Here is a 21,008-nt window from a genome sequence, read left to right as displayed (position 1 = left end):
CCCCCCCCCGCTCGGCGTCGACCATCACATGGTTGACCAGCGGATAGCGCCCCTAGCGAGCATGTCTCTCCGGACTAGGGTCGTGCGATGGCACACCGGCGGAGCCATCGCGCTGCGATCGCGATCATCCTGCTCGCGGGCACCGCGTGCACGTCCGAGGAGCCATCGGCCCAGCCGTCGTACGACGGACGGTCGCCGTCAGCGATCGCCTCCCCGTCGCCTCCGCTCGAGCCGACTGCGAGCCCTGAGCCCCCGCCGGAGCCCCCGGGGTCGGTGACGATCGCGCTGGCGGGCGACATCCACTTCGAGGGTGTCCTGCGGGGCCGGCTGGCCGACCCGGCGACCGCGCTGGCACCGATGACGTCGACGTTGACGGCCGCCGACGTGGCGATCGTCAACCTCGAGACGTCCGTCGGGCTCGGTGGGATGCCCGAGCCCGGCAAGCGTTATCCGTTCCAGGCTCCTACGAGCGCGTTCGCTGCCCTGGCGGCGGCCGGGATCGACGTGGCGACGATGGCCAACAACCACGCGCTCGACTTCGGCCGCGAGCCGTTGCCGGGGATGTTTGCGGCCGTGGACCGCGCCGCTAGAGGGCCCTCGCCGTTGCGCGTCGTCGGGATCGGGCGAGACGTGGACGGGGCCTTCACCCCGGCGTTCGTCGACGTCGGCGACACGGTCGTGGCCACGATCGGCGCGACCGTGGCCGACCAGGACCCGACCGCCGACCCCACGGGGCAGTGGGCCGCGACGGCAGACTCCCCCGGCACCGCCGACGCCCTCGCCGACCCGGCGAGGCTGCTGCGGGCCGTCGCCGCGGCCGACCGGACCGCGGACGTCGTCGTGGTCTACCTGCACTGGGGCATCCAGGGCGAGCGCTGTCCGAGCGAGGACCAGCGGTCCCTGGCGCGATCCTTGGTCGGGGCAGGGGCTGATGTCGTGGCGGGCAGCCACACCCACGGGTTGCAGGGCGACGGGCCGCTGGGCAGGGGCTACGTGGCCTACGGGTTGGGCAACTACGCCTGGTACACCCCCACCGAGCTGACCGGGGTGCTCACGCTGACACTGCGCCCCGCGGTGGCGCGCACGGGTCAGGCGCGGGTGATCGACGCCGTCTGGGAGCCGGCCTCGATCAGCGCGGACGGCCTCCCCTCGCCGCTCACCGGACCCGACGCGGCCGGCTTCGACGCCGAGCTGGCCTCGCTGAGGGCCTGCGCGGGCTTCGTCGGCTGATCCAGCGCGACGAGCTCACGCCGAATGTCGGCAGCCGGGGATCCATGCAGACCGCGCGCCGGATGCGGCACCCCCTGGAACAATGGGGCCATGGTCGACCTCCCCCGCAAGGCAGCAGCGCGCACGGCCCGACTGGCCGCCCTCCCGCTGGGCTTCGCGGGTCGCAGCGCGGTGGGATTTGGTCGCCGGCTGGGTGGCGCACCAGCCGAGGCCGTGATGAGCGACATCCAGGCCCGCACGGCCGAGCAGCTCTTCCGCACGCTGGGTGAGCTCAAGGGCGGGGCGATGAAGTTCGGCCAGGCGCTGTCGGTGTTCGAGGCGGCGCTGCCCGAGGAGATGGCGGGGCCCTACCGCGAGCAGCTCACCAAGCTCCAGGACTCGGCGCCACCGATGCCGACCCAGACCGTGCGCGACATCCTCACCCGCGACCTCGGCCCCGACTGGCCGAAGCAGCTGGTCTGGCTGGACGGCGGTCCGACCGCCGCCGCGTCGATCGGCCAGGTCCACAAGGGGCGTTGGCACGACGGTCGCGAGGTGGCGGTCAAGGTGCAGTACCCCGGCGCCGGGGATGCCCTGCGCGCCGACCTGCGCCAGCTCGCGCGGCTCGCCAGGACCATCGGGCCGCGCTTCCCCGGCATCGACATCAAGCCGCTGGTCGAGGAGGTCCAGGCCCGCGCCGAGGACGAGCTCGACTACCGCCTCGAGGCCGAGGCACAGCGTGCGTTCGCGAAGGTGTTCGCCGACGACCCCGACATCGTCATCCCCGACGTCGTCGCCCAGGGCGAGGCGGTGCTGATCACCGAATGGCTCGACTCCGACTCCTCGCTGGCCCGGATCATCAAGGAGGGCACGACCGAGGAGCGCGACCACTACGGCGACCTGCTGGTGCGCTTCCTCTTCGAGGGCCCCAGCCGCACCGGGATGCTCCACGCCGACCCGCACCCCGGCAACTTCCGCATCATCCCCGCGAAGGACGGCTCCCCGGGGCGCATGGGCGTGCTCGACTTCGGCGCCGTCGCCCGCCTGCCGGGCGGCACGTTCCCCGCCGAGATGGGCACGCTGATCCGGCTCACGGCGCTGGAGGACAAGGAGCAGCTCATCGCCGAGCTGCGTCGTGGCGGCTTCCTCAAGGACAAGATCAAGATCGACGCCGACCTGCTGGTCGACTACCTCTCCCCCCTCGTCGAGCCGACGATGGTCGAGCGTTTCCGCTTCACCCGGGAGTGGATGCGCGCGCAGTTCCAGCGCATCAACAACCCCAAGGAGCCGAGCTACACGATCGCGATCAAGCTCAACCTGCCGCCGTCCTACATGCTCATCCACCGCACCTGGATGGGCGGCATCGGTGTGCTCAGCCAGCTCGAGGCCGAGGTCGCCTTCAACGAGATCCTCACCGAGCACCTGCCCGGTTTCGCCGACCCGGCCTGAGGGCTCGCGACCTACTGCCCGACCGCACCGTCGATCGACTCGCGGATCAGGTCGGCGTGGCCGTTGTGGCGGGCATACTCCTCGACCAGGTGGACCAGCACCCAGCGCAGGTTGAAGTGGCCGCCGGTGCGCCCGCTCGTGTGCTTCGACTCCGTGTCGAGGCTGGTCATCGAGGCGATCACGGCGTCGGCCTTGTCGACCTCGGCGTCGAAGAGGTCGCGCAGCTGCGCGGGGGTGTCGTGGACGGCGCTGTGCCAGTCCCAGTCGCCGTCTGCCTCCCAGTCGACCGAGGTCCACGGCTCGTCGTCGTGGCCTCCCATGATCCGGCGCACCCACCAGTTCTCCACGTAGGCCAGGTGCTTGGCCATGCCGCCGAGGGTCATGTCGCTCGGCGCGTGCGGGGTGTCGAGCTGCTGCGCGTCGAGACCGGCGATCTTGATCCGGAACGTGTTCCGGTGCCAGTCGAGGAAGGCCAGCAGCGTCGTGCGCTCGTCGGCGTTGTTGGGGGGATAGCCGCGCTGCTCGAGGTCCATGACACGAGACGTTAGGGCATCCCCGTCAGGGCAGCAGCCCGGTTTCGAGGTCGCGGTCCGTCAGGCAGTACGACGAGCCGCCGGGGTCGGCGAGCACCGTCCAGCGGGAGTGGGTCGCCAGGACGCGGGCGCCGAGCGCCACGTGCCGAGCCGTCTCATCAGGACGATCCGAGGTCGCGAGGTCGAGGTGGATCCGAGCCGGGGTGCCGGGTGGGTCGTCGGTGCGCTGGAGCAGGAAGCGCAGCGGCTGTCCGGCGGGTCGGACCAGCGAGTGCAGCTCCTCGAACGACGAGCCGACCAGCTCCCAGCCGGTCACGTCGCGCCAGAACGCCCACTCCCGCTCGTAGGCGCCGGCCGCAACGTCGAGACACACCTGGTCGACCAGGCTGCGGCCACCAAACGGCCACGGGGCCGGTCGCGGGCGCGTGCCCGCCGGGTGGCTCACGAAGCAGAAGGTCAGCCCGGCCGGCGACGTCAGCACGACGTAACCGTGCTCGGAGCGGTGCACGACCACGGCGCCCAGCGCCACCGCGTGCTCGCTCGACGCACCCGGGTCGGTCGCGTGCAGGTCGAGGTGGATCCGGCTGGGCCCCACGTCGCGGCGCTGCACCCGCAGGAAGTCGTCGCCGTCGGGCGGCACCAGCGTCGCGAACTCGTCCGTGGCGCCACGTCGCTGCGACACGTCGTAGCCCGTCACGGCGGACCAGAACGCGAGCCCGCGCTCGCAGTCCGGCGCGGCAAGGTCGAGGAACGCCGAGACCCAGAAGGGGGTCACGTCACCGGCGCGCAGTCGTGTCCGCAGTCATGGCCGCTGACATGGCCACTGGCGCCAGGCGCGGCAGGACCGTCGAAGTGCGACGCCGGCCGGTGCAGGACCGCGGAGGTCGGCGTGAGCCGCACGTCCTCGCCGACGACCTCGGCCGTGCCGTCGACCAGGAGCGTGAAGCCGCGCGACTCCAACGGCGGGAAGAGTGCGGTGACCGACGGCTGCCCGGTGACGTTGGCGCACGAGCCGCGGCCCGGACCCGTGACGAGCAGCGCGCCGTCGACGACCTCGCGCTCGATGGTGACGGCCTTGACTCGCCCGTCGGCCGACGTGCTCAGCAGATAGCCGGCACCGAAGTCGTCGAGTGCTCGGGCCAGGTCTGCGACGTCCACGGGGATGCTCATGACCCGAGGCTATCCAGCCCGCTGTCCATCCCTGTGTCCACCCAGCGTTCGCCCGCGGGAGTAGCGAGGGCCGCGCCGGAGGTCAGCTCTGCGACGAGGGCGTGCAGCCGGGGTACGTCGGCGGGCGCGACGCCCAGGCGCAACGTCACCGCTGCGGCGTAGTCGCTGCCGAGCACGGCGATGCCGCGCGTGCGCAGCGCGCTCTCCACGTGGCCGGCGTCGGTGTGCCCCACCTCGAGCAGCAGCTCCTGGAGCAGGTCGCGACGCTGGGCGCCCGCCGCGTCGAGGCCGGCGCGCACCGCGTCACCGTAAGCCCGGACCAGGCCGCCGGCGCCGAGCAGCGTCCCGCCGAACCAGCGCGTCACCACCGCGACCACGTCGGAGAGGGCCGCACCGCGGAGCACCTCGAGCATCGGCGCCCCGGCGGTGCCGGACGGCTCGCCGTCGTCGTTGGACCGCTCCACGGCGGCGTCGGGACCCAGGACGAACGCCGAGCAGTGGTGGCGGGCGTCGTGGTGCTCCTTGCGGAGCCGGTCGACGACGGCCCGCGCGGCGGCCTCGTCCTCGACCCGCACGATGGTGCACAGGAAGCGGGAGCGCCGGACCTCGATCTCGGCCTCGGCGTCGCGGCGCGGCGTGCGGTAGGAGGAGGTCACCACAGGCCCACCACCTCGCCGCCGATCCGCACGATGAACGCGGAGACGACCACGATGAAGAAGACGCGCACGAAGCCGGCCCCGCGGGCCACGGCGAGGCGGGCGCCGAGGTAGCCACCCACCAGGTTGGCGGCTCCCATGACCAGGGCGACGTCCCACAGGACGACGCCCTGCGGGACGAAGACCACGAGCGCGCCCAGGTTGGTGGCCCAGTTGGCCAGCCGTGCCTTGGCGGAGCCCTCGAGGAAGTTGTAGCCGAGCAGGCCGACCAGGAGGAACACGAAGAAGCTCCCGGTGCCGGGGCCGAGCGCGCCGTCGTAGAAGCCGACGGCCAGGCCGGTGGCCATCGCGGCAGCCGTGTGGCGCCGGCCGGTGAAGCGGAGCACCGTGGTCGTGCCGATCTCGGGCTTGAAGAGGACGTAGGCACCCACCGCCACCAGGACGACCAGGACGATCGGGTCGAACGCCGAGCGTGGGATGAGGAAGGCGATCCCGGCCCCCAGCGCGGCACCGAGGAACGCCAGCGCCATCAGCGGGAGGAAGGTGCGCGGGTCGGGCCTGACCCGGCGGTAGTACGTCGCCGAGCTCACCGTGGTGCCGCAGAACGACGCGAGCTTGTTGGTCGCGAGGATCTGCACCGGACTGGCGTTCGGGAGGCCGAGGAGCAGGGCCGGCAGCTGGACGAGCCCGCCCCCACCCACCACGGCGTCGACGAAGCCGGCTCCGAGGGCGGCCAGCCCGAGCAGCAGGAGCACGGTGAGGGTCGGGTCGCTCATGCCGCGCCCCTCATCCCAGGGCCCTCAGGGAGGCGGTCACGACGACGGCGGCGACCACGGCGAGCACCAGCGACCGACGACGCCACAGCAGCAGCCCGCCCACCGCGACGCCCGCCGTGCTCGCGTCGACCTGAAGCCGTTGGCCGTCGGCCAGCGCGGAGGTGACGACGAGGGCGGCGAGGAGCACCGGCGGGGTCAGCGCGATGACGCCCATCACCCGCGCCGGCAGCTCACGGCCGCCCAGCACGACCGGACCTGCTGCCTTGATCAGCACGGTGAGGACGGCCGTGCCCGCGATGAGGAGCCAGATCGTCATCGCCGCAGCCCCACGAGCGCCGCGATGCCGGCGACCAGGATCGGGATCCCCGGTGGTGCGAACGGCACCAGCGCCAGCGCGATGACCGCCCCGGCGAGCGCGACCCGGCGGGTGCGTGGGTCGCGCAGCTCGACGAGGAGCAGCGCCAGGAAGAACGTGGGGAAGACCGCGTCGAGCCCGAAGCGGTCGGTGTCACCGACGACATCACCGGCGAAAGCGCCGACGACGGTGCCGGAGACCCACCCGACGTACTGCGGGACCGTCGAGCCGAAGAGCTGCCAGCGGTCGAACGTGCCGTCGCCCCGGTTGGCCAGCACCCAGGAGGGATCGACGACGGTCTGGCCCTGGAGTCCTCGGCTGAGCGGTCCTCCCGGCAGCGAGGGGGCCAGGGCGATGCCCATGGCGAGGAAGCGCGCGTTCATCAGGCCACCCGCGGCGATCCCGGGCACGACGCCGCCACCACCCGCGATGATCGCGACCGCGGCGACCTGGGCCGAGCCGGCGTGTACGACGGCCGACATGACGATCGCCTGCAGCGGCGAGAACCCGGCCTGCACCGCCAGGACCCCGAAGGAGAGCGACAGCAGGAACGCGACGAGGGAGAACGGGAGCCCGAGCCTCAGCCCCCGTCGAAACGCCTCGTCCACCTGCCCGACCCTAAGGTGACGGCGTGCGCATCGTGTCATTGCTCCCGTCGACCACCGAGATCCTCTTCGCGCTCGGCGCCGGCCCCGAGGTGGTCGGCGTGACCTTCGAGTGCGACACCCCGGCCGAGGCCCGCACCCGCACGATCGTGTCGACCACGACGATGCCCGAGGGCCTCACCCCGGCCGAGATCGACGCCTTCGTGGTGGGGGCGGTGGCGCGCGGTGAGGACCTCTACCGGCTCGACGCCGGCGCGCTGGGAGGGCTCGACGCCGACCTCGTCGTCACCCAGGACCTGTGCGCGGTGTGCGCGGTCGACGTGAGCGTCGTCGACGACGCGTTGCGCCACCTCGGGTGCACGGCCGAGGTCCTGACGTGCGACCCGCACACGCTCGAGGAGGTGCTCGCGTCCGTCGAGGCACTCGGCGCCGCGACCCGTCGTACGACGGAAGCCGAGGCGCTGGTCGCCTCGCTGCGGGCGCGCCTCGCCGCCGTGTCGGCGTCGGTCGCCGCGCGGGACGGAGACCGCCCGCGGGTGGTGGTGCTGGCGGGGGTGCTGGGCGGGGTTGCTGGCGTCGAGTGACGCGTAGAGCACGTCCGGGCGACCCCAGATCATGCATTCCGTGTCACTCGACGAGCACGGGTCAGTCGCCGACCCAGAACCCGCGGCCGCCGAACCAGTCGCCGTAGGCGTTGCGGATGTCGCCCACCGGGCTCTGCCCACCGCGGGAGCCGAGGTAGGAGCCGACGACGGCTGCCCCCAGGTCGTCGAGCTCGGGCGCCACGACGTTGCCGTCGACGCGCTTGGCCATCGACTCGATGAAGCGGGCGAGGCCGGGGTCCTCGCCGAGGCGGAAGAAGGTCGTGTGCGCACCGAGGCGCATCGAGGCGTCGAGCTCACGCACGGCGTAGGCGACGGTGAGCGGGTGCGGCGGGTAGGAGAAGTAGACCTGGCCGTCCGGCTCGAGGTGGGACGTCGGCTCACCGTCGGTGACGATCAGCAGCACCGGCTGGGCGTTGGGGTGCTTGCGGAAGTGGCGGTTGGCGAGCAGCAGGGCGTGGTGGAGGTTGGTGCCCTTGTCCCACTGGGCGTCGAGGCCGGTGAGCTCCTCGATGTCCATGACCTGCGCGTGCCGGCCGAAGGCGATCATCTGGAGCGCGTCGCCGCGGAAGCGCGACTTGATCAGCGTGTGCAGCGCCAACGCGGTGCGCTTCATCGGCACCCAGCGGCCGTCCATCGCCATCGAGAACGACGTGTCGACCAGCAGCGCGACGCAGGCCTGCGTGCGGGCCTCGGTCTCGGTGACCTCGACGTCGCTGACCTGGAGGCGTACGCCGGAGCGGGGGTCACCGCCCTCGGAGACCGTGCGCTGCACGGCGTTGGTGATCGTGCGCGTCACGTCCCAGGGCTCGGTGTCGCCGAAGGCCCACTCACGGGTCGCGCCCGACCGCTCCCCTGCCGCACCGGCCTGGCGCAGGTCGCGCTGTCCCTGGCGGCCCGACATCTTGTCGGCGACGTCCTTGAGCAGCGCCTTGCCGAGCTGGCGCATCGCCTTGGGCGTGAGCTTGAGCTGGCCGCTGGAGTCGCGGCGCAGGGTGCCGCTGTCGCGCAGCGCCTTCTCGAGCTCCTTGAGGGTGCGCGCATCGACGGCCGCCTGGTCGCCGAGCTGGCGCGAGAGGGCCTCGAGGTCGACGTCGTCCAGGCGGGCGCCGCCGTAGGACTGGGAGAGCTGGTCGGAGAGCGCGTCGAGGTCGGCGAGGTCCTGCAGCACGCCGGTGCCGTCGCCGAGACCCAACCCCTGCTCGCCGTCGAAGCGCTCGGAGCCGCCCCAGTCCTCACCGGGTCGCAGCGCCTGGAGGTTGCCGTCGAGCTGGGAGAGCGACTGCATCAGCTCGGGTGAGCCGAAGGCCTGCGAGGCCAGGGCGTCGAGCTCGTCGCGCTGCTCCTGGGTCATCGAGTTGCGCATCCGCTGGGCCGCCGCCGCGCGCTGCGCGAGCGAGTCGAGCAGCTCGTCGATGTTCGCGGGGTTCTCCGGGAAGAAGTCGCCGTGCTTGTCCATGAATTCGGAGAAGTCGGAGTCGGTGTCCTCCCCGCGGGAGTGCTTCTCCAGCAGGCCGTTGAGGTCCTGGAGCATCTCGTTAATCGCCGCGCGGTCCTCGTCGGTGGCGCTCTCCAGGGCCTGCTTCATCCCGGCGAACCGCTGGTCGAGCATCTCGCGGCCGAGGAGGTCCTTGATCTTCTCGTAGTCCTCGCGGGCCTCACGGCTCTGCCAGTCGTAGTCGCCGAGCTCCTGCACGGCCGCCGAGGTCGAGGTCGGGAGGTTCTCCAGGCGCATCTCGGCGAAGGCGCGGTCGGCGTCGTCCATCATCGCGTCGCGGGCCAGCTGCTTGCGCTCCTCGAGCACCGCCTTGTCGAGCAGCTCCTTCACCTCGGCCAGGGTGCCGTCGAGGTTGTGCTTCTGGAGCAGCTCGCGGCGCTTCTCCGCCACCCGTCGCGCCAGGTCGTCGAGGCCTTGCCGGTCCTGGCCGCCACGGCGCAGGAACTCTCGCATCGCCCGCTCGGGGCTGTAGCCCGCCATGACGTCCTCGCCGATGGCGTCGAGGGCCTCGGCGATGTCGACCGGTGGGGCGAGGGGGTCGCCGCCGGCGTACTTGCCGTAGCGCGACGCGCGGCGGAGCCTAGCCATAGATCGTCTCGGAGCCGTCGGAGTCCTTGCTGATCTTGCGGCCGAGATAGAGCCCCTCGAGGGCCAGCTCGATCGCACCGGCGCGCTGGCCGTCGTTGGTGGCGCCGAGGCGGTCGCAGATCTCGTCGTAGAGCTCGGACTCCCCGAGCACCGGCAGGCCGGTGAGGAAGTCGCGGGCGGTGACCTGCTCGCCGGTGGTGACCATCGAGCCGGACTCGATCGCGTCGACGAGGAGCTCGAAGTCGAGCCCGCGGAAGTGCGCCCGGACGGTCTCGGCAGTGGCGGTGCGCAGCAGGTGGGTGAGGATCTCGTCCTCACGGCCCTCCTCGCCCGACTCGAACTCGATCTTGCCGCCGAGCACGTCGACCGCCGTCTCGAGGTCGACGACGCGGGCGACGGCCTCGTCCTCGCCCTGCACGGTCGCGCGGTGGAGCGCCGCGGCCGCGATGGTCTCGGCGCCGGCGATCGCGAAGCGGGCCGAGACGCCGGAGCGCTGGTCGACCGAGGAGGAGTCGCGCAGGTTGCGGGTGAAGCGGGCCAAGATCTCCACGAGGTAGTCAGGGACCTCCGCGACCAGCTCGGCCTCCTGGCGGATGACCGCGATCTCGGAGTCGAGCTCGAGCGGGTAGTGGGTGCGGATCTCGGCGCCGAAGCGGTCCTTCAGGGGGGTGATGATGCGCCCGCGGTTGGTGTAGTCCTCGGGGTTGGCGCTGGCCACGACGAGCACGTCGAGCGGCAGCCGCAGCACGTAGCCGCGGATCTGGATGTCGCGCTCCTCCATCACGTTGAGCATCGCGACCTGGATCCGCTCGGCGAGGTCGGGCAGCTCGTTGATCGCGACGATGCCGCGGTGGCTGCGCGGGATCAGCCCGAAGTGGATGGTCTCGAGGTCGCCCAGCGAGCGGCCCTCCGCGACCTTCATCGGGTCGACGTCGCCGATCAGGTCGGCCACCGAGGTGTCAGGGGTCGCGAGCTTCTCGGCGTAGCGCTCGTCGCGGTGACGCCAGGCGACCGGGAGGTCGTCGCCGAGCTCTCCTGCTCGTCGTACGGAGGCGGTGGTGACGGGGTCGAACGGGTGCTCACCGAGCTCGGACCCGGCGATGACCGGGGTCCACTCGTCGAGGAGGCCGACCAGGGTGCGCAGCAGCCGGGTCTTGCCCTGACCGCGCTCACCCAGGAGCACGATGTCGTGACCGGCGATCAACGCCCGCTCCAGCTGCGGGATGACCGTCGTGCCGAAGCCGTGCAGGCCGGGCCACGGGTCGCGGCCCTCGGCCAGGGCGGAGAGCAGGTTCTCGCGGATCTCGGCGCGCAGGGTCCTGGCGACGTGGCCCGACGCACGCAGCTCGCCGACGGTGGAGATGGTGGGAGCCGAAGAGGAAGTCACGTCCCCGAACCTACGCCCCGGCCGCAACGTGGAGCAGGCTCCTGGAGCGCTCCTCAAGACGGCTGCCACGGGGAGGACCTGTGCTCTAGGGTCACGGCGGGAGAGAGTCCAGAGGAGTGACATGAGGCGCAAGCTGCTGGCGGTGAACGACTCGGCCTGGTTGTTCGCGGAGAGCCACCGGACACCGATGCAGGTCGGCATGCTGGCGACCTTCCGTGTGCCGGAGGACCGACCGACCTTCGTCGCGGACCTGGTGGCCCAGTGGCGCGAGGTCCAGGAGTTCGCCCCACCCTTCAACTACCTGTTCAAGAAGACGCCGGTGCCCAGCTGGGTCGAGCTGCCGCACGACGCGATCGACCTGGACTACCACCTGCGTCACTCCGCGCTGCCGGCCCCGGGCTCCCAGCGCGAGCTGGGCGTCCTGGTCTCCCGGCTGCACTCCGCCAAGATGGATCGTCGCTACCCCCTGTGGGAGTGCCACGTCATCGAGGGCCTCGAGGAGGACCGCTGGTCGCTCTACATCAAGGCCCACCACTCGCAGGTCGACGGCGTCGGCGGCATCCGTCTCCTGCGGCGCATCCTCTCGGCCGACCCGGCAGCGCGCGACATGCTGCCGCCGTGGGCCGTCGGGACCCGGGGCCCCGACCAGTCCGGCATCATCCGCACCACCTCCGAGGAGGTCGCCGTGCCGTCGTCGGGCGGCGGTCTGGCCGGCGCCCTGGTGGGTGGTCTGCGCGGTGGCGCGGCCGTGGTCGGCTCGCTGGGCAAGACCTACGCCGAGACCGTCACGGGTCGTCGCGACGAGGGCCAGGCTGCGCCTTTCCGCGCACCCAAGTCGATCTTCAACGGCCGCATCCACACCCCGCGCCGCTTCGCCACCCAGCACTACTCGATCGACCGGTTGCGCACGATCGCGAAGGCTGCCGACGCCAGCCTCAACGATGTCTTCCTCACGCTCTGCGGAGGTGCGCTGCGCCGCTACCTGAGCGAGCAGGACAAGCTGCCTGACAAGACGTTGATCGCCAACGTGCCCGTGTCGGTGCGCGAGGGCACCGGGGCGTCGGTCGGCAACGCGATCACCTTCCTCTACTCCACCCTGGGCACCGACATCGACGACCCGGTCGAGCGGATCGCTGCCATCCGGGAGTCGATGCGTTTGGGCAAGGCGCGCCTGCCCCGGGTCAGCGGCGCCGCCATGGACACCTACACCTTGGCGCTGATGCTGCCCGTCATGAGCGAGGCGATCCTCGGCACCGGCGGCCGCACGCGCCCGGCCTCCAACGTCGTCATCTCCAACGTGCCGGGCCCTGCTGAGGCACGCTACCTCGACGGCTCGCGCATGGAGGAGATCTACCCCGTCAGCCTGCTCTTCAACGGCCAGGCGCTCAACATCACGGCCGTGTCCTACGACGGGGAGTTCAACATCGGCTTCACCGGGTGTCGCGACTCCGTCCCGAGCCTGCAGAAGATCGCGGTCTACGCCGGGGAGGAGCTCGAGCGACTCGAGGCTGCGCTCGTGCCATGAGCCTGCTGCCATGAGCCTGCTGTCCGTCCTCGTCGTCCTCCTCTGCGTGCTCACGCTGGCGCTGGGCGCCGTCCTCGTGGTGGTTGTCCAGCGCCTGTCGGATGCCCGCGCCGACCTCGCGGCCGAGCAGGGGCGCTCCGCCCAGCTGGAGGCCGACCTGGACGCCGCGTTGCGCCCCCGGCCGGCATCGACCGCGACCGAGCGCGCCGTACGACGGGTGTTCGAGACCGCCACCCGGGTGCGGGAGCACGGCATCGCCGGTCTCCTAGAGCGCTCGCTCGAGGACCTGACGAGCTGGGCGGCCGACGAGCGCACCGAGATCGTCAACCTGGCCGCCGCCGACGGCACCGTGACGCTGCTCTTCTCCGACATCGAAGGCTCCACCTCGCTCAACGACAAGCTCGGCGATGCTGCCTGGGTCAGGCTCCTGGCCGCCCACGACCAGCTGGTGCGCTCACGGGTCGACCGCTACCGCGGGCAGGTCGTCAAGACCGCCGGTGACGGCTTCATGGTCGCCTTCCGAGACGCCGAGGCAGCCTGCCGCGCCGCCCTGGGGATCCAGAAGGACCTGGGACGCAGCCTCGACCTGCGGCTACGCCCCGTGCGCGTGCGCATCGGCATCCACACCGGCACGGTCGTCAGCCGAGACGGCGATTACTTCGGCCGCAACGTCGCGATGGCCGCCCGCGTCGCCGACAAGGCCGTGGGTGGCGAGGTCCTGGCCAGCAGCGCGGTCCTCAGCGCGCTCGACGACGACGCGGCCGTCATGCTGTTCAAGGCCGCCGACGTCGAGCTGCGCGGCCTGCCCGGGCGCCACGACCTCTACCGCGTCGAGCGACGTCGAGCGACCCTGTGAGCCGGCTGCAGCGGGAGTGCCCGTGCGCCAGCACCCAGACGTACGACGCGTGCTGCGGTCGCCTGCACCGCCAGGCCGCGCAGGCCGAGACGGCGTTGGAGCTGATGCGCTCGCGCTACGCGGCCTACGCCGTGGGTGACCTCGACCACGTGTTCCGCACGTGGCACCCGCGCACCCGCCCCGACGACCTCGAGCCGGACCCGTCGCTGACGTGGACGGGTCTGGAGATCCTGGGGTCCGGCGAGGACTGGGTGGAGTTCGTGGCGTCGTACTCACGCGCCGGCGTGGCCGGGCAGCGGCACGAGCGCAGCCTCTTCGAGCGGCGGGGCGGTCGCTGGGTCTACGTGGGCGAGACGCCGTGAGCATCGTGGTGCGCGAGCGGCGGGACGCCGACGTCGCTCGCCTGGTCGAGCTGCTCGCCGAGCAGCAGGCTGTGTCCTCCTACCCGGTCCGCTGGCCGCTGCCCGTCCCCGCCGAGGAGTTCCTGGTGCGCTCCTCCGAGCGGCGCGCCTGGGTCGCCGAGCTGGACGGTGCGGTCGTCGGTCACGTCAGCGTGGGCGACCCCGAGGAGCTGGTGCCGCGCTTCGCGGCCGCGACGGGCGCCACCGGCTTCGGGATGGTCTCGGTCCTCTTCACAGCCCTGGCGGTGCGCCGTCAAGGTGTGGGTGCGCTGCTGCTCGACACGGCAGTCGCCTGGATCCGCGGACGGGGCGAGGTGCCGGTGCTCGACGTCGTGCCGGTCCACGAGGCGGCGGTCCGGCTCTACCGGGACCGCGGCTGGGTCGAGATCGGGACGGAGCGCTTCGCGTGGCTGGGCGAGGGCGTCCCGGACCTCCTCCTGATGGCCCTGCCGCCCTATCCGTCGGCCTACCCACCGCCAGGCCCGGCGACCAGCACCGGGCCGAGCGCCCGCTCGTAGGCCGCGACGTCCACGTCGAGGGCATCGGCCAGGACCCGGAAGAGGGCGGCACGCAGGATCGCCTGACGAGGCACCCCCTGTGACCAGGCGCTGAGGGCGTCGAGCGGCGCTCCGAACCACATCACCGCGTCGAGCGCGCAGACAGCCTCGGCCCAGCGCACCGGCCGCCAGGCCGGGGCGACGTCGATGACGACGGGGGCGCCGTAGGCGTCGAGGAGGACGTTGCCGGCGAGGTCGGCGTGGACGAGCTGGTCGGGTCCGAGGTCGACGGGCCGGAGGGCCTCGTGCAGCCGGGCGGCGAGGGTGGCGCCGGGGCCGGCCGCGGTGATCAGCGGCTGCTCGCCGAAGGCCTGCCGCTCGGCCCGCGCCCAGCGATCCTCGCGGTCGTCCAGCCCGTCGGGACGCTGTGGCACGGCGACCGCGAGCTCGGCGTGCAGGACGTGGGCGGTGGCGGCGAGCACCGCGAGGTCGTCGCAGGCGACGGTGCCGGGCTCGAAGCGACTGGCGCCCCATCCACCGACCGACCACGACCCGTCGCGCGCCGGCACCGGCATCGCGATGCGAAGGTCGCGCAGGCTGCGGCCGGGCCGCTCGTCGAGGCGGACGGCGAGGCGGGCCAGGGCGGGGTTGAGCCAGACCAGGACGTCCGGGTCGCGGTCGGGCGAGAGGACCAGGTCACCGGCCCGCACGCTGCGGCCCTGCCCGCCGGGCAGCGGCTCGACGGCCTCGGGCACGGCGAAGAGGTCGAGCACCTCCGCGGAGGGTCGTGCCGGGAGCTCAGCTGACGCGGGCGTCACGTCGGCCAGGTTAGTGCTCGTCAGCGGCGATCGCGGAAGACCGGCTCGCGGCCCTCCCGGCGGGCGAGCGTGGCTTCCTCGAAGTTGTCGGTCAGCAGCCGCAGGTAGAGCTGACCCAGGCCCTCGGAGGTCAGGTGCGCCTCGAGCGAGGAGGACGCCATCCCGGCCTGGAGCGATTTCTTGGTCAGCTCGATGCCGGGCTGGGAGAGCCGGGCGATCCGCTCGCCCGTCGTGACCGCTGCCGCCACGACGTCGTCGTGAACGCTGCTCACCAGCCCGATCCGCTCCGCCTCGTCGGCGTGCACGTCACGACCCGTGAGCATCAGGTCGGCCGCCCGCGTCGACCCGATCGCGCGCGGCAGCAGGAAGCTGAGGCCCAGCTCGCTGGCGGTCAGGCCGTTGTTGATCCCGGCCGCCCGGAAGTAGGCCGTCGGGGCGGCCAGTCGTAGGTCGCAGGCGAGCGCGAGGCACAGGCCGCCACCGATCGCGGCGCCGTTGACGGCCGCGACCACCGGCTGCGGGAGCCGGCGGATCGTGAGCACGACGTCCTCGAGCAGCTGCATCGCCCGAAGCGCGTAGGCCGGCGGCGGGAGCCCCTCGAGGCCCGGTGGCACACCGGCGGACTCCTGGTCGGCGCCCGAGCAGAAGCCGTTGCCGGCACCGGTGATCACCACGGCCCGCACCCCGGTGTCGGCACCCACCTCGAGCAGGGCGTCGCGAAAGGGCACCATCACGTCGAAGGACATCGCGTTCATCCGCTCGGGGCGGTTGAGCGTGACCACCGCGACCCGGGGGTCCGGCCGCGACACCTCGACATAGGTCATCTCACACCGACAGCAGGACCGAGGAACCGTGGCCGAAGAGGCCCTGGTTGGCGGTGATGCCCACGCGGGCGCCCTCGACCTGGCGGCCCGTCGCCTGGCCCCGCAGCTGCCAGGTGACCTCACAGACCTGGGCCAGCGCCTGTGCGGGGACCGCCTCGCCGAAGCAGGCCAGGCCTCCGGAGGGGTTGACCGGGATGCGGCCGCCGATCGTCGTGTCGCCGGCGCGCAGCAGGGCCTCGGCCTCGCCGCGCTTGCAGAGCGCGAGGTCCTCGATCCAGTCGAGCTCGAGGGCCGTGGACAGGTCGTAGACCTCCGCGAGGCTGACGTCCTCGGGCCCGATGCCGGCCTCCTCGTAGGCGGCGTGGGCGATCGACTCCTTGAACGTGCGCTCGGGGACGCCGGCGACGGCGCTGGAGTCGGTCGAGAGGTTGGGCATGTCCATGACGGTGTTGGGGAAGGTCGGCGTGACCGTCGAGACCGCCTTGACCCTCACTGGCGCGGCGATGCCGTGCTTGCGGGCGTAGTCGACGCTGGTGAGGACGACGGCTGCGGCGCCGTCGGAGGTCGCGCAGATGTCGAGCAGGTGCAGGGGATCGGAGACGACGGCGGAGCCGAGGACGTCCGCCACGCTGACCTCCTTGCGGTAACGCGCGTTGGGGTTGGCCAGCCCGTGCTTGGCGTTCTTGACCTTCACCTGCGCGAAGTCGGCCTGCGTGGCGCCGTAGAGGTCCATCCGCCGACGCGCATAGAGCGCGAAGTAGGCCGGGTTGGTCATGCCGAGCAGCCGGAAGCGAAGCCAGTCAGGATCGTCCCAGCGTTCGCCGGCGTTGGGCGCCAAGAAGCCCTTGGGAGTGGTGTCGGAGCCGACGACCAGTGCCACGTCGCAGAGCCCCGCGAGGATGCGGGCTCGCGCGGTGTCCAGCGCCTGGGCGCCGGTGGCGCAGGCGGCGTACGACGTGGCGACGCGGGCGCCGTTCCACCCCAGGGCCTGGGCGAAGGTCGCGCCGGCGACGTAGCCGCCGTAGCCGTTGCGCACCGTCTCGCCGCCGACGATCAGGTCGACGTCGGTCCACGGAATGTCGGCGTCGGCCAGCGCGGCGCGCGCGGCGTGCACGCCGTAGGTCACGAAGTTCTTGCCCCACTTGCCCCAGGGGTGCATGCCCACGCCGAGGACCGCGACGTCGTTGCTCATGCGTCGGACTCCTGTCCGAGCTCGACGACCGGCCCCGAGTTCAGGGGGAGCCAGCGCCAGATCAGCCGGTCGCCGGTCTCGTCGGCGTAGAGCGTCTCCACGACCATCTCGACCTCGTCCCCGACCCGGAGGTCGTCGACGCCGTAGCCGGCGGCCACCTGGCCCAGGACCGTGATGCCCTCGGCCAGCTCGACCGCGGCGAGCGCGAACGGCACGTAGGCCTCGCCCTCGGCGTGGGTGGGGACGTAGGGCGGCGGGGGTTGGTACTGCGCGTCCGTGTAGGACCAGATGCGGCCCCGGCGAGACAGCTCGACGTCCTCGAACTCCTCCCCCGAGCAGGCGGGGTTGCCGCAGAACCCGGCGGTGCGCGGGAAGAAGACCGTCGTGCACGCGGTGCAGCGCGACCCGATCAGTGCCGGCTCGTCACCGGTCGTGAACCAGCCCTCGATGGCGGGGGTCGACGTCTGGGTCATGGAAGCTCCTGAAACTAGAACAGGTTCTCATCATGGCACCGACGGCGTACGTCGGTCGAGCGCGGCCGCCCCTCGGGCGCTGCGCGTGGCGGCTTCGGCTGTGTGCGCGGGGGCGACCCCAGGTCAGCCGCGGGCGAGGAAGGCCAGCAGGTCCTGACGGGTGAGCACGCCGACCGGCTTGCCGTCCTCGTGGACCAGCACCGCGTCGGCCGACTCGAGCAGGCCGACCGCGTCGCGGGCGTCCTCGGTCGAGCCGATCGTGGGCAGCGCCGGGGACATGTGGTCCTCGACCGGGTCGGTCAGCTTGGCCGAACCGGCGAAGAGTGCCTCGAGCAGCGTGCGCTCGGAGACCGAGCCCGCGACCTCCGCGGCGACGATCGGCGGCTCCGCGCGGACCACGGGCATCTGGGACACGCCGTACTCCTGGAGGATGGCGACGGCCTCGGCGATGGTCTCGCTCGGGTGCGTGTGGACCAGCTCGGGCAGCTGGCCGGCCTTGCCGCGCAGCACCTCGCCGACGGTCTGGGCGTGCGCCTGCCCGCTGGAGAAGCCGTACTGCGCGAGCCACTCGTCGTTGAAGATCTTGGTGAGGTAGCCACGACCCGAGTCGGGGAGGAGCACGACGATCACGGCGGCGACGCCCTCCGGCGTGCCGGCGAGCTCCTGGGCGAGCAGGCGCGCAGCCCAGGCGGCCATGCCGCAGGAACCGCCCACGAGCAGCGCCTCCTCGCGGGCCAGGCGGCGGGTGAAGGCGAAGGAGTCGGCGTCGGAGACCTCGATGACGCGGTCGGCGACGGTGCGGTCGTAGGTCTCGGGCCAGAAGTCCTCGCCGACGCCCTCGACGAGGTAGGGCCGACCGGTGCCGCCGGAGTAGACCGAGCCTGCCGGGTCGGCGCCGATCACCTGGATGTCAGAGTTCTGTTCCTTCAGGAAGCGACCGACGCCGCTGATCGTGCCGCCGGTGCCCATGCCGCACACGAAGTGGGTGATGCGGCCCTCGGTCTGCGCCCAGATCTCGGGACCGGTGGTCTCGTAGTGCGAGCGCGGGTTGTGGGGGTTGGAGTACTGGTCGGGCTTCCACGCGCCGGGCTGCGCGGCGAGGCGGTCGGAGACGTTGTAGTAGGAGTCGGGGTGCTCCGGCGCGACGGCGGTCGGGCAGACCACGACCTCGGCGCCGTAGGCCTTGAGCACGTTGCGCTTGTCGACCGAGACCTTGTCGGGGCACACGAAGACGCACTTGTAGCCCTTCTGCTGCGCCACCATCGCGAGCCCGACGCCGGTGTTGCCGGACGTCGGCTCCACGATCGTGCCGCCGGGCTGCAGGGCGCCGGACGCCTCGGCCGCCTCGATCATCCGCGTGGCGATGCGGTCCTTCACGGACCCACCGGGGTTGAGGTACTCGATCTTGGCGAGCACCAGCGGACCACCCTCGGCGGCTGTGCCGTCGCCACCTCCCCCCGGCAGGTCCAGGGTGCGCGACAGGCGCACGAGCGGGGTGTTGCCGATCAGGTCGAGGACACTGTTCACGTACTGCACACGACGACCTTAAGGCCCTTTCGTAGAGTGTCGCGCGTGGGGAAAGCCGGAGCCGCCAGAAAGTTGGCCTCCGCCGCGGCATACGGCGGTGGAGGTCTGTCCGTCCTGGGCGCCGGGCTCTTCGGTGTCATGAAGGTCGAGGCCAAGGTCGCGCGCAAGGCGATCGGACGGACCAGCGACGAGCGGCCGCCCGAGGCGACGGGCTGGTATGGCCGCGGCCGACCCGGTCCGGCGCTCAAGATCGCGCTCCTCGGCGACTCCAGCGCCGCCGGCTACGGCGTCGACCTGGTGACCGAGACCCCGGGTGCCGTGCTCGCCAACGGCGTCGCCGAGCACGCCGACCGCCGCGTCTACCTGCGCGAGTTCTGCGTCGTCGGCGCCGAGTCCTCCAGTCTCGGTGGGCAGATCGACCGCGCCCTCGCGATCGAGCCCGACGTGGCGATCATCCTCATCGGCGCCAACGACGTCACCCACGCCGTCCTGCCGTCCCAGTCGGTGCGCCACCTCTCCGAGGGCGTACGTCGTCTGGCCGAGGCCGGCGTGCAGGTCGTCGTCGGCACGTGCCCCGACCTGGGCACCATCAAGCCGATGCCGCCACCGCTCAAGCAGGTCGCGCGCGCCTGGTCGCGGCGTCTCGCGGCGGCGCAGACCATCGCGGTCATCAAGGAAGGCGGCCGCACGGTCTCCCTCGGCTCGATCCTGGGCCCGGAGTTCCTCGCCGCACCCGCGCTGCTCTTCGGACCCGACCAGTTCCACCCGTCGGCCGAGGGCTACCAGGCCCTGGCCAACGTGCTGCTGCCGTCGGCACTGGCCGCGCTCGGGCTCGCGCCCGACGACGAGGCCCTGCCCGAGGCCTACCGTGGCGAGGGCATCATGCCGATCGCCGCTGCCGCCGTGCAGGCCGTCAACACACCGGGCACCGAGCTGGGCGGCACCGAGGTTGCCGGCAACCGCGCTGGTGTGCGTGGGCTCTGGGTCGAGCTGCGGCACCGTCGCCGTCGTCCGCAGGCCGCGGGCGAGGGTCCCGACGCCGAGGACGAGGCCGTCGACGGCCCCGGCGACACAGTGGCCACTGCCTGACGCTCGGACCTCGGCGTTCATCGAGCGGGTGTGCGATTTTTCCTGGCTCATCGCCGCTCCCGAGGGGGAGGCTGGGACCCATGACGGCCTCGGACGACCTGCTCACGCTGCTGGGATCGGCGTACGACGCCGTGGCGAGCCGCCGCCTGCCTGCGCCGGCCCTCGACCACGCACTGTGCGTGGTCACCGACGAGATCGGGCCGCGCCAGGAGAGGCTGCCGCTCGTTCTGGCCCTCGTCCGTCTCGCCGACCTCACCGCGTCCGGCCACCGCGTCGTCGGCGGCACCGCGCCCCGGGCCGCAGCGGCGACCGGGGCTGGGCCACCCGACCCCTCGCTGCTCGTCGACCAGGTCAACCTCTCGGCAACCGCGCTCGACCGCACTGCTGCCCCGCTCGACCTCGTCGGCCGACGGTCCTGACGCCCGATATCGACGAGACCTTGGCCGTCATCCAGGGCCTCCCGTGGGTCCAGCGCGCAGACCTTCCCCGCTCAGTAGTCGTCCTGCCTCCGACTCTCGGTGGTCGATCCTGGCGCCGGTGGTCGACGTGAAGTCTCTGGTGGTCGAGCCGGCCGAGCCCCGGCGAGGCCGCCTCGAGACCGCCCTGGCGAGCGCCCCCGAGGGCACGTCGAGACCACGTGAGCCGACCCGTGACCCCAGCTCAAGGGGCCGGAAGATATCTCGAAGAAAGTTTCGTTTGTCATCTCATCAGGTGGGATCTGAGGCCCCGGAACGGGGCCCACTGTCGGTGGTCACGGCTTGACTGTTCCTATGACCGAGCAGCCCAGAGGCGACGACAGCACCAGCGTGCTGACGGCCGTCCGCGCAGGCCGGGCAACCCGCGATCAGGCCGAGATCGAGATCGTCCAGTCGATCATCGACTGGTGTGTGATCCATCAGACCGACGACGAAGACGCAGCCTCCTTCGGTGACCACGGCATCCCCCTCGCCGGCGACGGCGCCCCCTGGGTCCTCGAGT

Annotated in this window: 24 protein-coding genes; 10 read left to right on the top strand and 14 right to left on the bottom strand. The window is 72.2% G+C overall.

The genetic code is table 11. From position 1 onward, the window contains the following. The first annotated feature begins 87 nt into the window (after positions 1 to 87). Positions 88 to 1,230, top strand: a complete 1,143-nt coding sequence (locus tag BM204_RS21875) for a CapA family protein (protein WP_091117699.1) — start codon at positions 88 to 90, stop codon at positions 1,228 to 1,230. A 90-nt stretch (positions 1,231 to 1,320) separates the two neighbouring features. Then, positions 1,321 to 2,658 carry an ABC1 kinase family protein gene (locus BM204_RS21870; RefSeq protein ID WP_091117697.1) on the top strand — a complete coding sequence of 446 codons (1,338 nt, stop codon included), beginning with the start codon at positions 1,321 to 1,323 and terminating at the stop codon, positions 2,656 to 2,658. A gap of 11 nt (positions 2,659 to 2,669) precedes the next feature. Here BM204_RS21870 and BM204_RS21865 read toward each other — a convergent pair whose 3' ends face one another. From BM204_RS21865 to BM204_RS21835, 7 genes are read right to left on the bottom strand one after another with little or no spacing between them, the layout of a single operon-like run. Next, entirely contained in the window at positions 2,670 to 3,191 is a 522-nt protein-coding gene (locus BM204_RS21865; RefSeq protein ID WP_091117692.1) for a DinB family protein, read from the bottom strand. A 25-nt stretch (positions 3,192 to 3,216) separates the two neighbouring features. Further along, positions 3,217 to 3,966, bottom strand: a complete 750-nt coding sequence (locus BM204_RS21860) for a VOC family protein (RefSeq protein WP_091117690.1) — start codon at positions 3,964 to 3,966, stop codon at positions 3,217 to 3,219. Then, positions 3,963 to 4,361 carry a pyridoxamine 5'-phosphate oxidase gene (locus BM204_RS21855; RefSeq protein ID WP_174813007.1) on the bottom strand — a complete coding sequence of 133 codons (399 nt, stop codon included), beginning with the start codon at positions 4,359 to 4,361 and terminating at the stop codon, positions 3,963 to 3,965. The genes BM204_RS21860 and BM204_RS21855 overlap by 4 nt, the downstream gene beginning before the upstream one ends. Next, the gene (locus BM204_RS21850; RefSeq protein ID WP_091117689.1) at positions 4,358 to 5,020 is read right to left on the bottom strand and encodes a YigZ family protein; all 663 of its coding nucleotides are present in this window, start codon (positions 5,018 to 5,020) and stop codon (positions 4,358 to 4,360) included. The genes BM204_RS21855 and BM204_RS21850 overlap by 4 nt, the downstream gene beginning before the upstream one ends. Continuing rightward, a complete protein-coding gene (locus BM204_RS21845; RefSeq protein WP_091117688.1) occupies positions 5,014 to 5,793 on the bottom strand; it encodes a TSUP family transporter in 780 nt (259 codons plus the stop codon). Before BM204_RS21845 ends, BM204_RS21850 begins: the two co-directional genes overlap by 7 nt. A gap of 10 nt (positions 5,794 to 5,803) precedes the next feature. Then, positions 5,804 to 6,109 carry an AzlD domain-containing protein gene (locus tag BM204_RS21840; RefSeq protein WP_091117687.1) on the bottom strand — a complete coding sequence of 102 codons (306 nt, stop codon included), beginning with the start codon at positions 6,107 to 6,109 and terminating at the stop codon, positions 5,804 to 5,806. Continuing rightward, complete coding sequence (locus BM204_RS21835; protein ID WP_091117686.1) at positions 6,106 to 6,756, bottom strand: AzlC family ABC transporter permease; 651 nt, start codon at positions 6,754 to 6,756, stop codon at positions 6,106 to 6,108. The genes BM204_RS21840 and BM204_RS21835 overlap by 4 nt, the downstream gene beginning before the upstream one ends. Before the next feature lie 23 nt (positions 6,757 to 6,779). On the opposite strand from BM204_RS21835, the gene BM204_RS21830 reads away from it, so the two are divergent. Beyond that, the gene (locus BM204_RS21830; RefSeq protein WP_091117684.1) at positions 6,780 to 7,337 is read left to right on the top strand and encodes a TroA family protein; all 558 of its coding nucleotides are present in this window, start codon (positions 6,780 to 6,782) and stop codon (positions 7,335 to 7,337) included. Between the two features lie 61 nt (positions 7,338 to 7,398). Here BM204_RS21830 and BM204_RS21825 read toward each other — a convergent pair whose 3' ends face one another. After that, positions 7,399 to 9,441: a vWA domain-containing protein gene (locus BM204_RS21825; protein WP_091117679.1), complete on the bottom strand. Its 2,043-nt coding sequence runs from the start codon at positions 9,439 to 9,441 to the stop codon at positions 7,399 to 7,401. Further along, positions 9,434 to 10,828: a magnesium chelatase ATPase subunit I gene (locus BM204_RS21820; RefSeq protein WP_091117677.1), complete on the bottom strand. Its 1,395-nt coding sequence runs from the start codon at positions 10,826 to 10,828 to the stop codon at positions 9,434 to 9,436. The genes BM204_RS21825 and BM204_RS21820 overlap by 8 nt, the downstream gene beginning before the upstream one ends. Before the next feature lie 121 nt (positions 10,829 to 10,949). Between BM204_RS21820 and BM204_RS21815 the strand changes: the two genes are divergently transcribed. From BM204_RS21815 to BM204_RS21800, 4 genes are read left to right on the top strand one after another with little or no spacing between them, the layout of a single operon-like run. Beyond that, positions 10,950 to 12,353, top strand: a complete 1,404-nt coding sequence (locus tag BM204_RS21815; protein ID WP_091117676.1) for a WS/DGAT/MGAT family O-acyltransferase — start codon at positions 10,950 to 10,952, stop codon at positions 12,351 to 12,353. Positions 12,354 to 12,363: 10 nt separating this feature from the next. Continuing rightward, on the top strand, positions 12,364 to 13,209 hold the full coding sequence (locus BM204_RS21810; RefSeq protein ID WP_091117674.1) for an adenylate/guanylate cyclase domain-containing protein: 846 nt from the start codon (positions 12,364 to 12,366) through the stop codon (positions 13,207 to 13,209). Continuing rightward, positions 13,206 to 13,571 (top strand): YchJ family protein, encoded by a 366-nt coding sequence (locus BM204_RS21805; protein WP_246166212.1) that lies wholly within the window; start codon positions 13,206 to 13,208, stop codon positions 13,569 to 13,571. Before BM204_RS21810 ends, BM204_RS21805 begins: the two co-directional genes overlap by 4 nt. Further along, positions 13,568 to 14,128, top strand: a complete 561-nt coding sequence (locus BM204_RS21800) for a GNAT family N-acetyltransferase (protein ID WP_218031187.1) — start codon at positions 13,568 to 13,570, stop codon at positions 14,126 to 14,128. The genes BM204_RS21805 and BM204_RS21800 overlap by 4 nt, the downstream gene beginning before the upstream one ends. On the opposite strand, the gene BM204_RS21795 is transcribed toward BM204_RS21800, so the two are convergent. The 5 genes from BM204_RS21795 to BM204_RS21775 all read right to left on the bottom strand — a co-directional run bounded on the left by BM204_RS21795 (position 14,077) and on the right by BM204_RS21775 (position 18,950). Beyond that, positions 14,077 to 14,925, bottom strand: coding sequence for a hypothetical protein (locus BM204_RS21795; RefSeq protein ID WP_091117673.1), 849 nt, complete (start codon positions 14,923 to 14,925; stop codon positions 14,077 to 14,079). The two genes, BM204_RS21800 and BM204_RS21795, sit on opposite strands and share 52 nt — an antisense overlap. A 20-nt stretch (positions 14,926 to 14,945) precedes the next feature. Next, on the bottom strand, positions 14,946 to 15,749 hold the full coding sequence (locus BM204_RS21790; protein ID WP_091117671.1) for an enoyl-CoA hydratase: 804 nt from the start codon (positions 15,747 to 15,749) through the stop codon (positions 14,946 to 14,948). A 1-nt stretch (position 15,750) separates the two neighbouring features. After that, the gene (locus tag BM204_RS21785) at positions 15,751 to 16,941 is read right to left on the bottom strand and encodes a lipid-transfer protein (protein ID WP_091117670.1); all 1,191 of its coding nucleotides are present in this window, start codon (positions 16,939 to 16,941) and stop codon (positions 15,751 to 15,753) included. Further along, positions 16,938 to 17,414, bottom strand: coding sequence for a Zn-ribbon domain-containing OB-fold protein (locus BM204_RS21780; protein ID WP_091117668.1), 477 nt, complete (start codon positions 17,412 to 17,414; stop codon positions 16,938 to 16,940). Before BM204_RS21780 ends, BM204_RS21785 begins: the two co-directional genes overlap by 4 nt. Positions 17,415 to 17,537: 123 nt before the next feature. Next, complete coding sequence (locus tag BM204_RS21775; RefSeq protein WP_091117667.1) at positions 17,538 to 18,950, bottom strand: cystathionine beta-synthase; 1,413 nt, start codon at positions 18,948 to 18,950, stop codon at positions 17,538 to 17,540. 36 nt (positions 18,951 to 18,986) lie between these two features. Here BM204_RS21775 and BM204_RS21770 point away from each other — a divergent pair, with 36 nt between their 5' ends. The 3 genes from BM204_RS21770 to BM204_RS21760 form a co-directional block, all read left to right on the top strand. Then, positions 18,987 to 20,030 (top strand): SGNH/GDSL hydrolase family protein, encoded by a 1,044-nt coding sequence (locus BM204_RS21770; RefSeq protein WP_091117665.1) that lies wholly within the window; start codon positions 18,987 to 18,989, stop codon positions 20,028 to 20,030. Between the two features lie 80 nt (positions 20,031 to 20,110). After that, positions 20,111 to 20,449: a hypothetical protein gene (locus BM204_RS21765; protein ID WP_091117663.1), complete on the top strand. Its 339-nt coding sequence runs from the start codon at positions 20,111 to 20,113 to the stop codon at positions 20,447 to 20,449. 351 nt (positions 20,450 to 20,800) lie between these two features. Next, positions 20,801 to 21,008 (top strand): hypothetical protein (locus tag BM204_RS21760; RefSeq protein ID WP_143099881.1); only part of this gene is annotated, 208 nt, incomplete at its 3' end.

It is taken from the genome of Nocardioides psychrotolerans, assembly GCF_900113685.1.
Classification (GTDB): Bacteria; Actinomycetota; Actinomycetes; order Propionibacteriales; family Nocardioidaceae; genus Nocardioides; species Nocardioides psychrotolerans.
The sequence above is the reverse complement of the archived record's forward strand: the minus strand, read 5'-3'. Positions and strand labels throughout refer to the sequence as shown.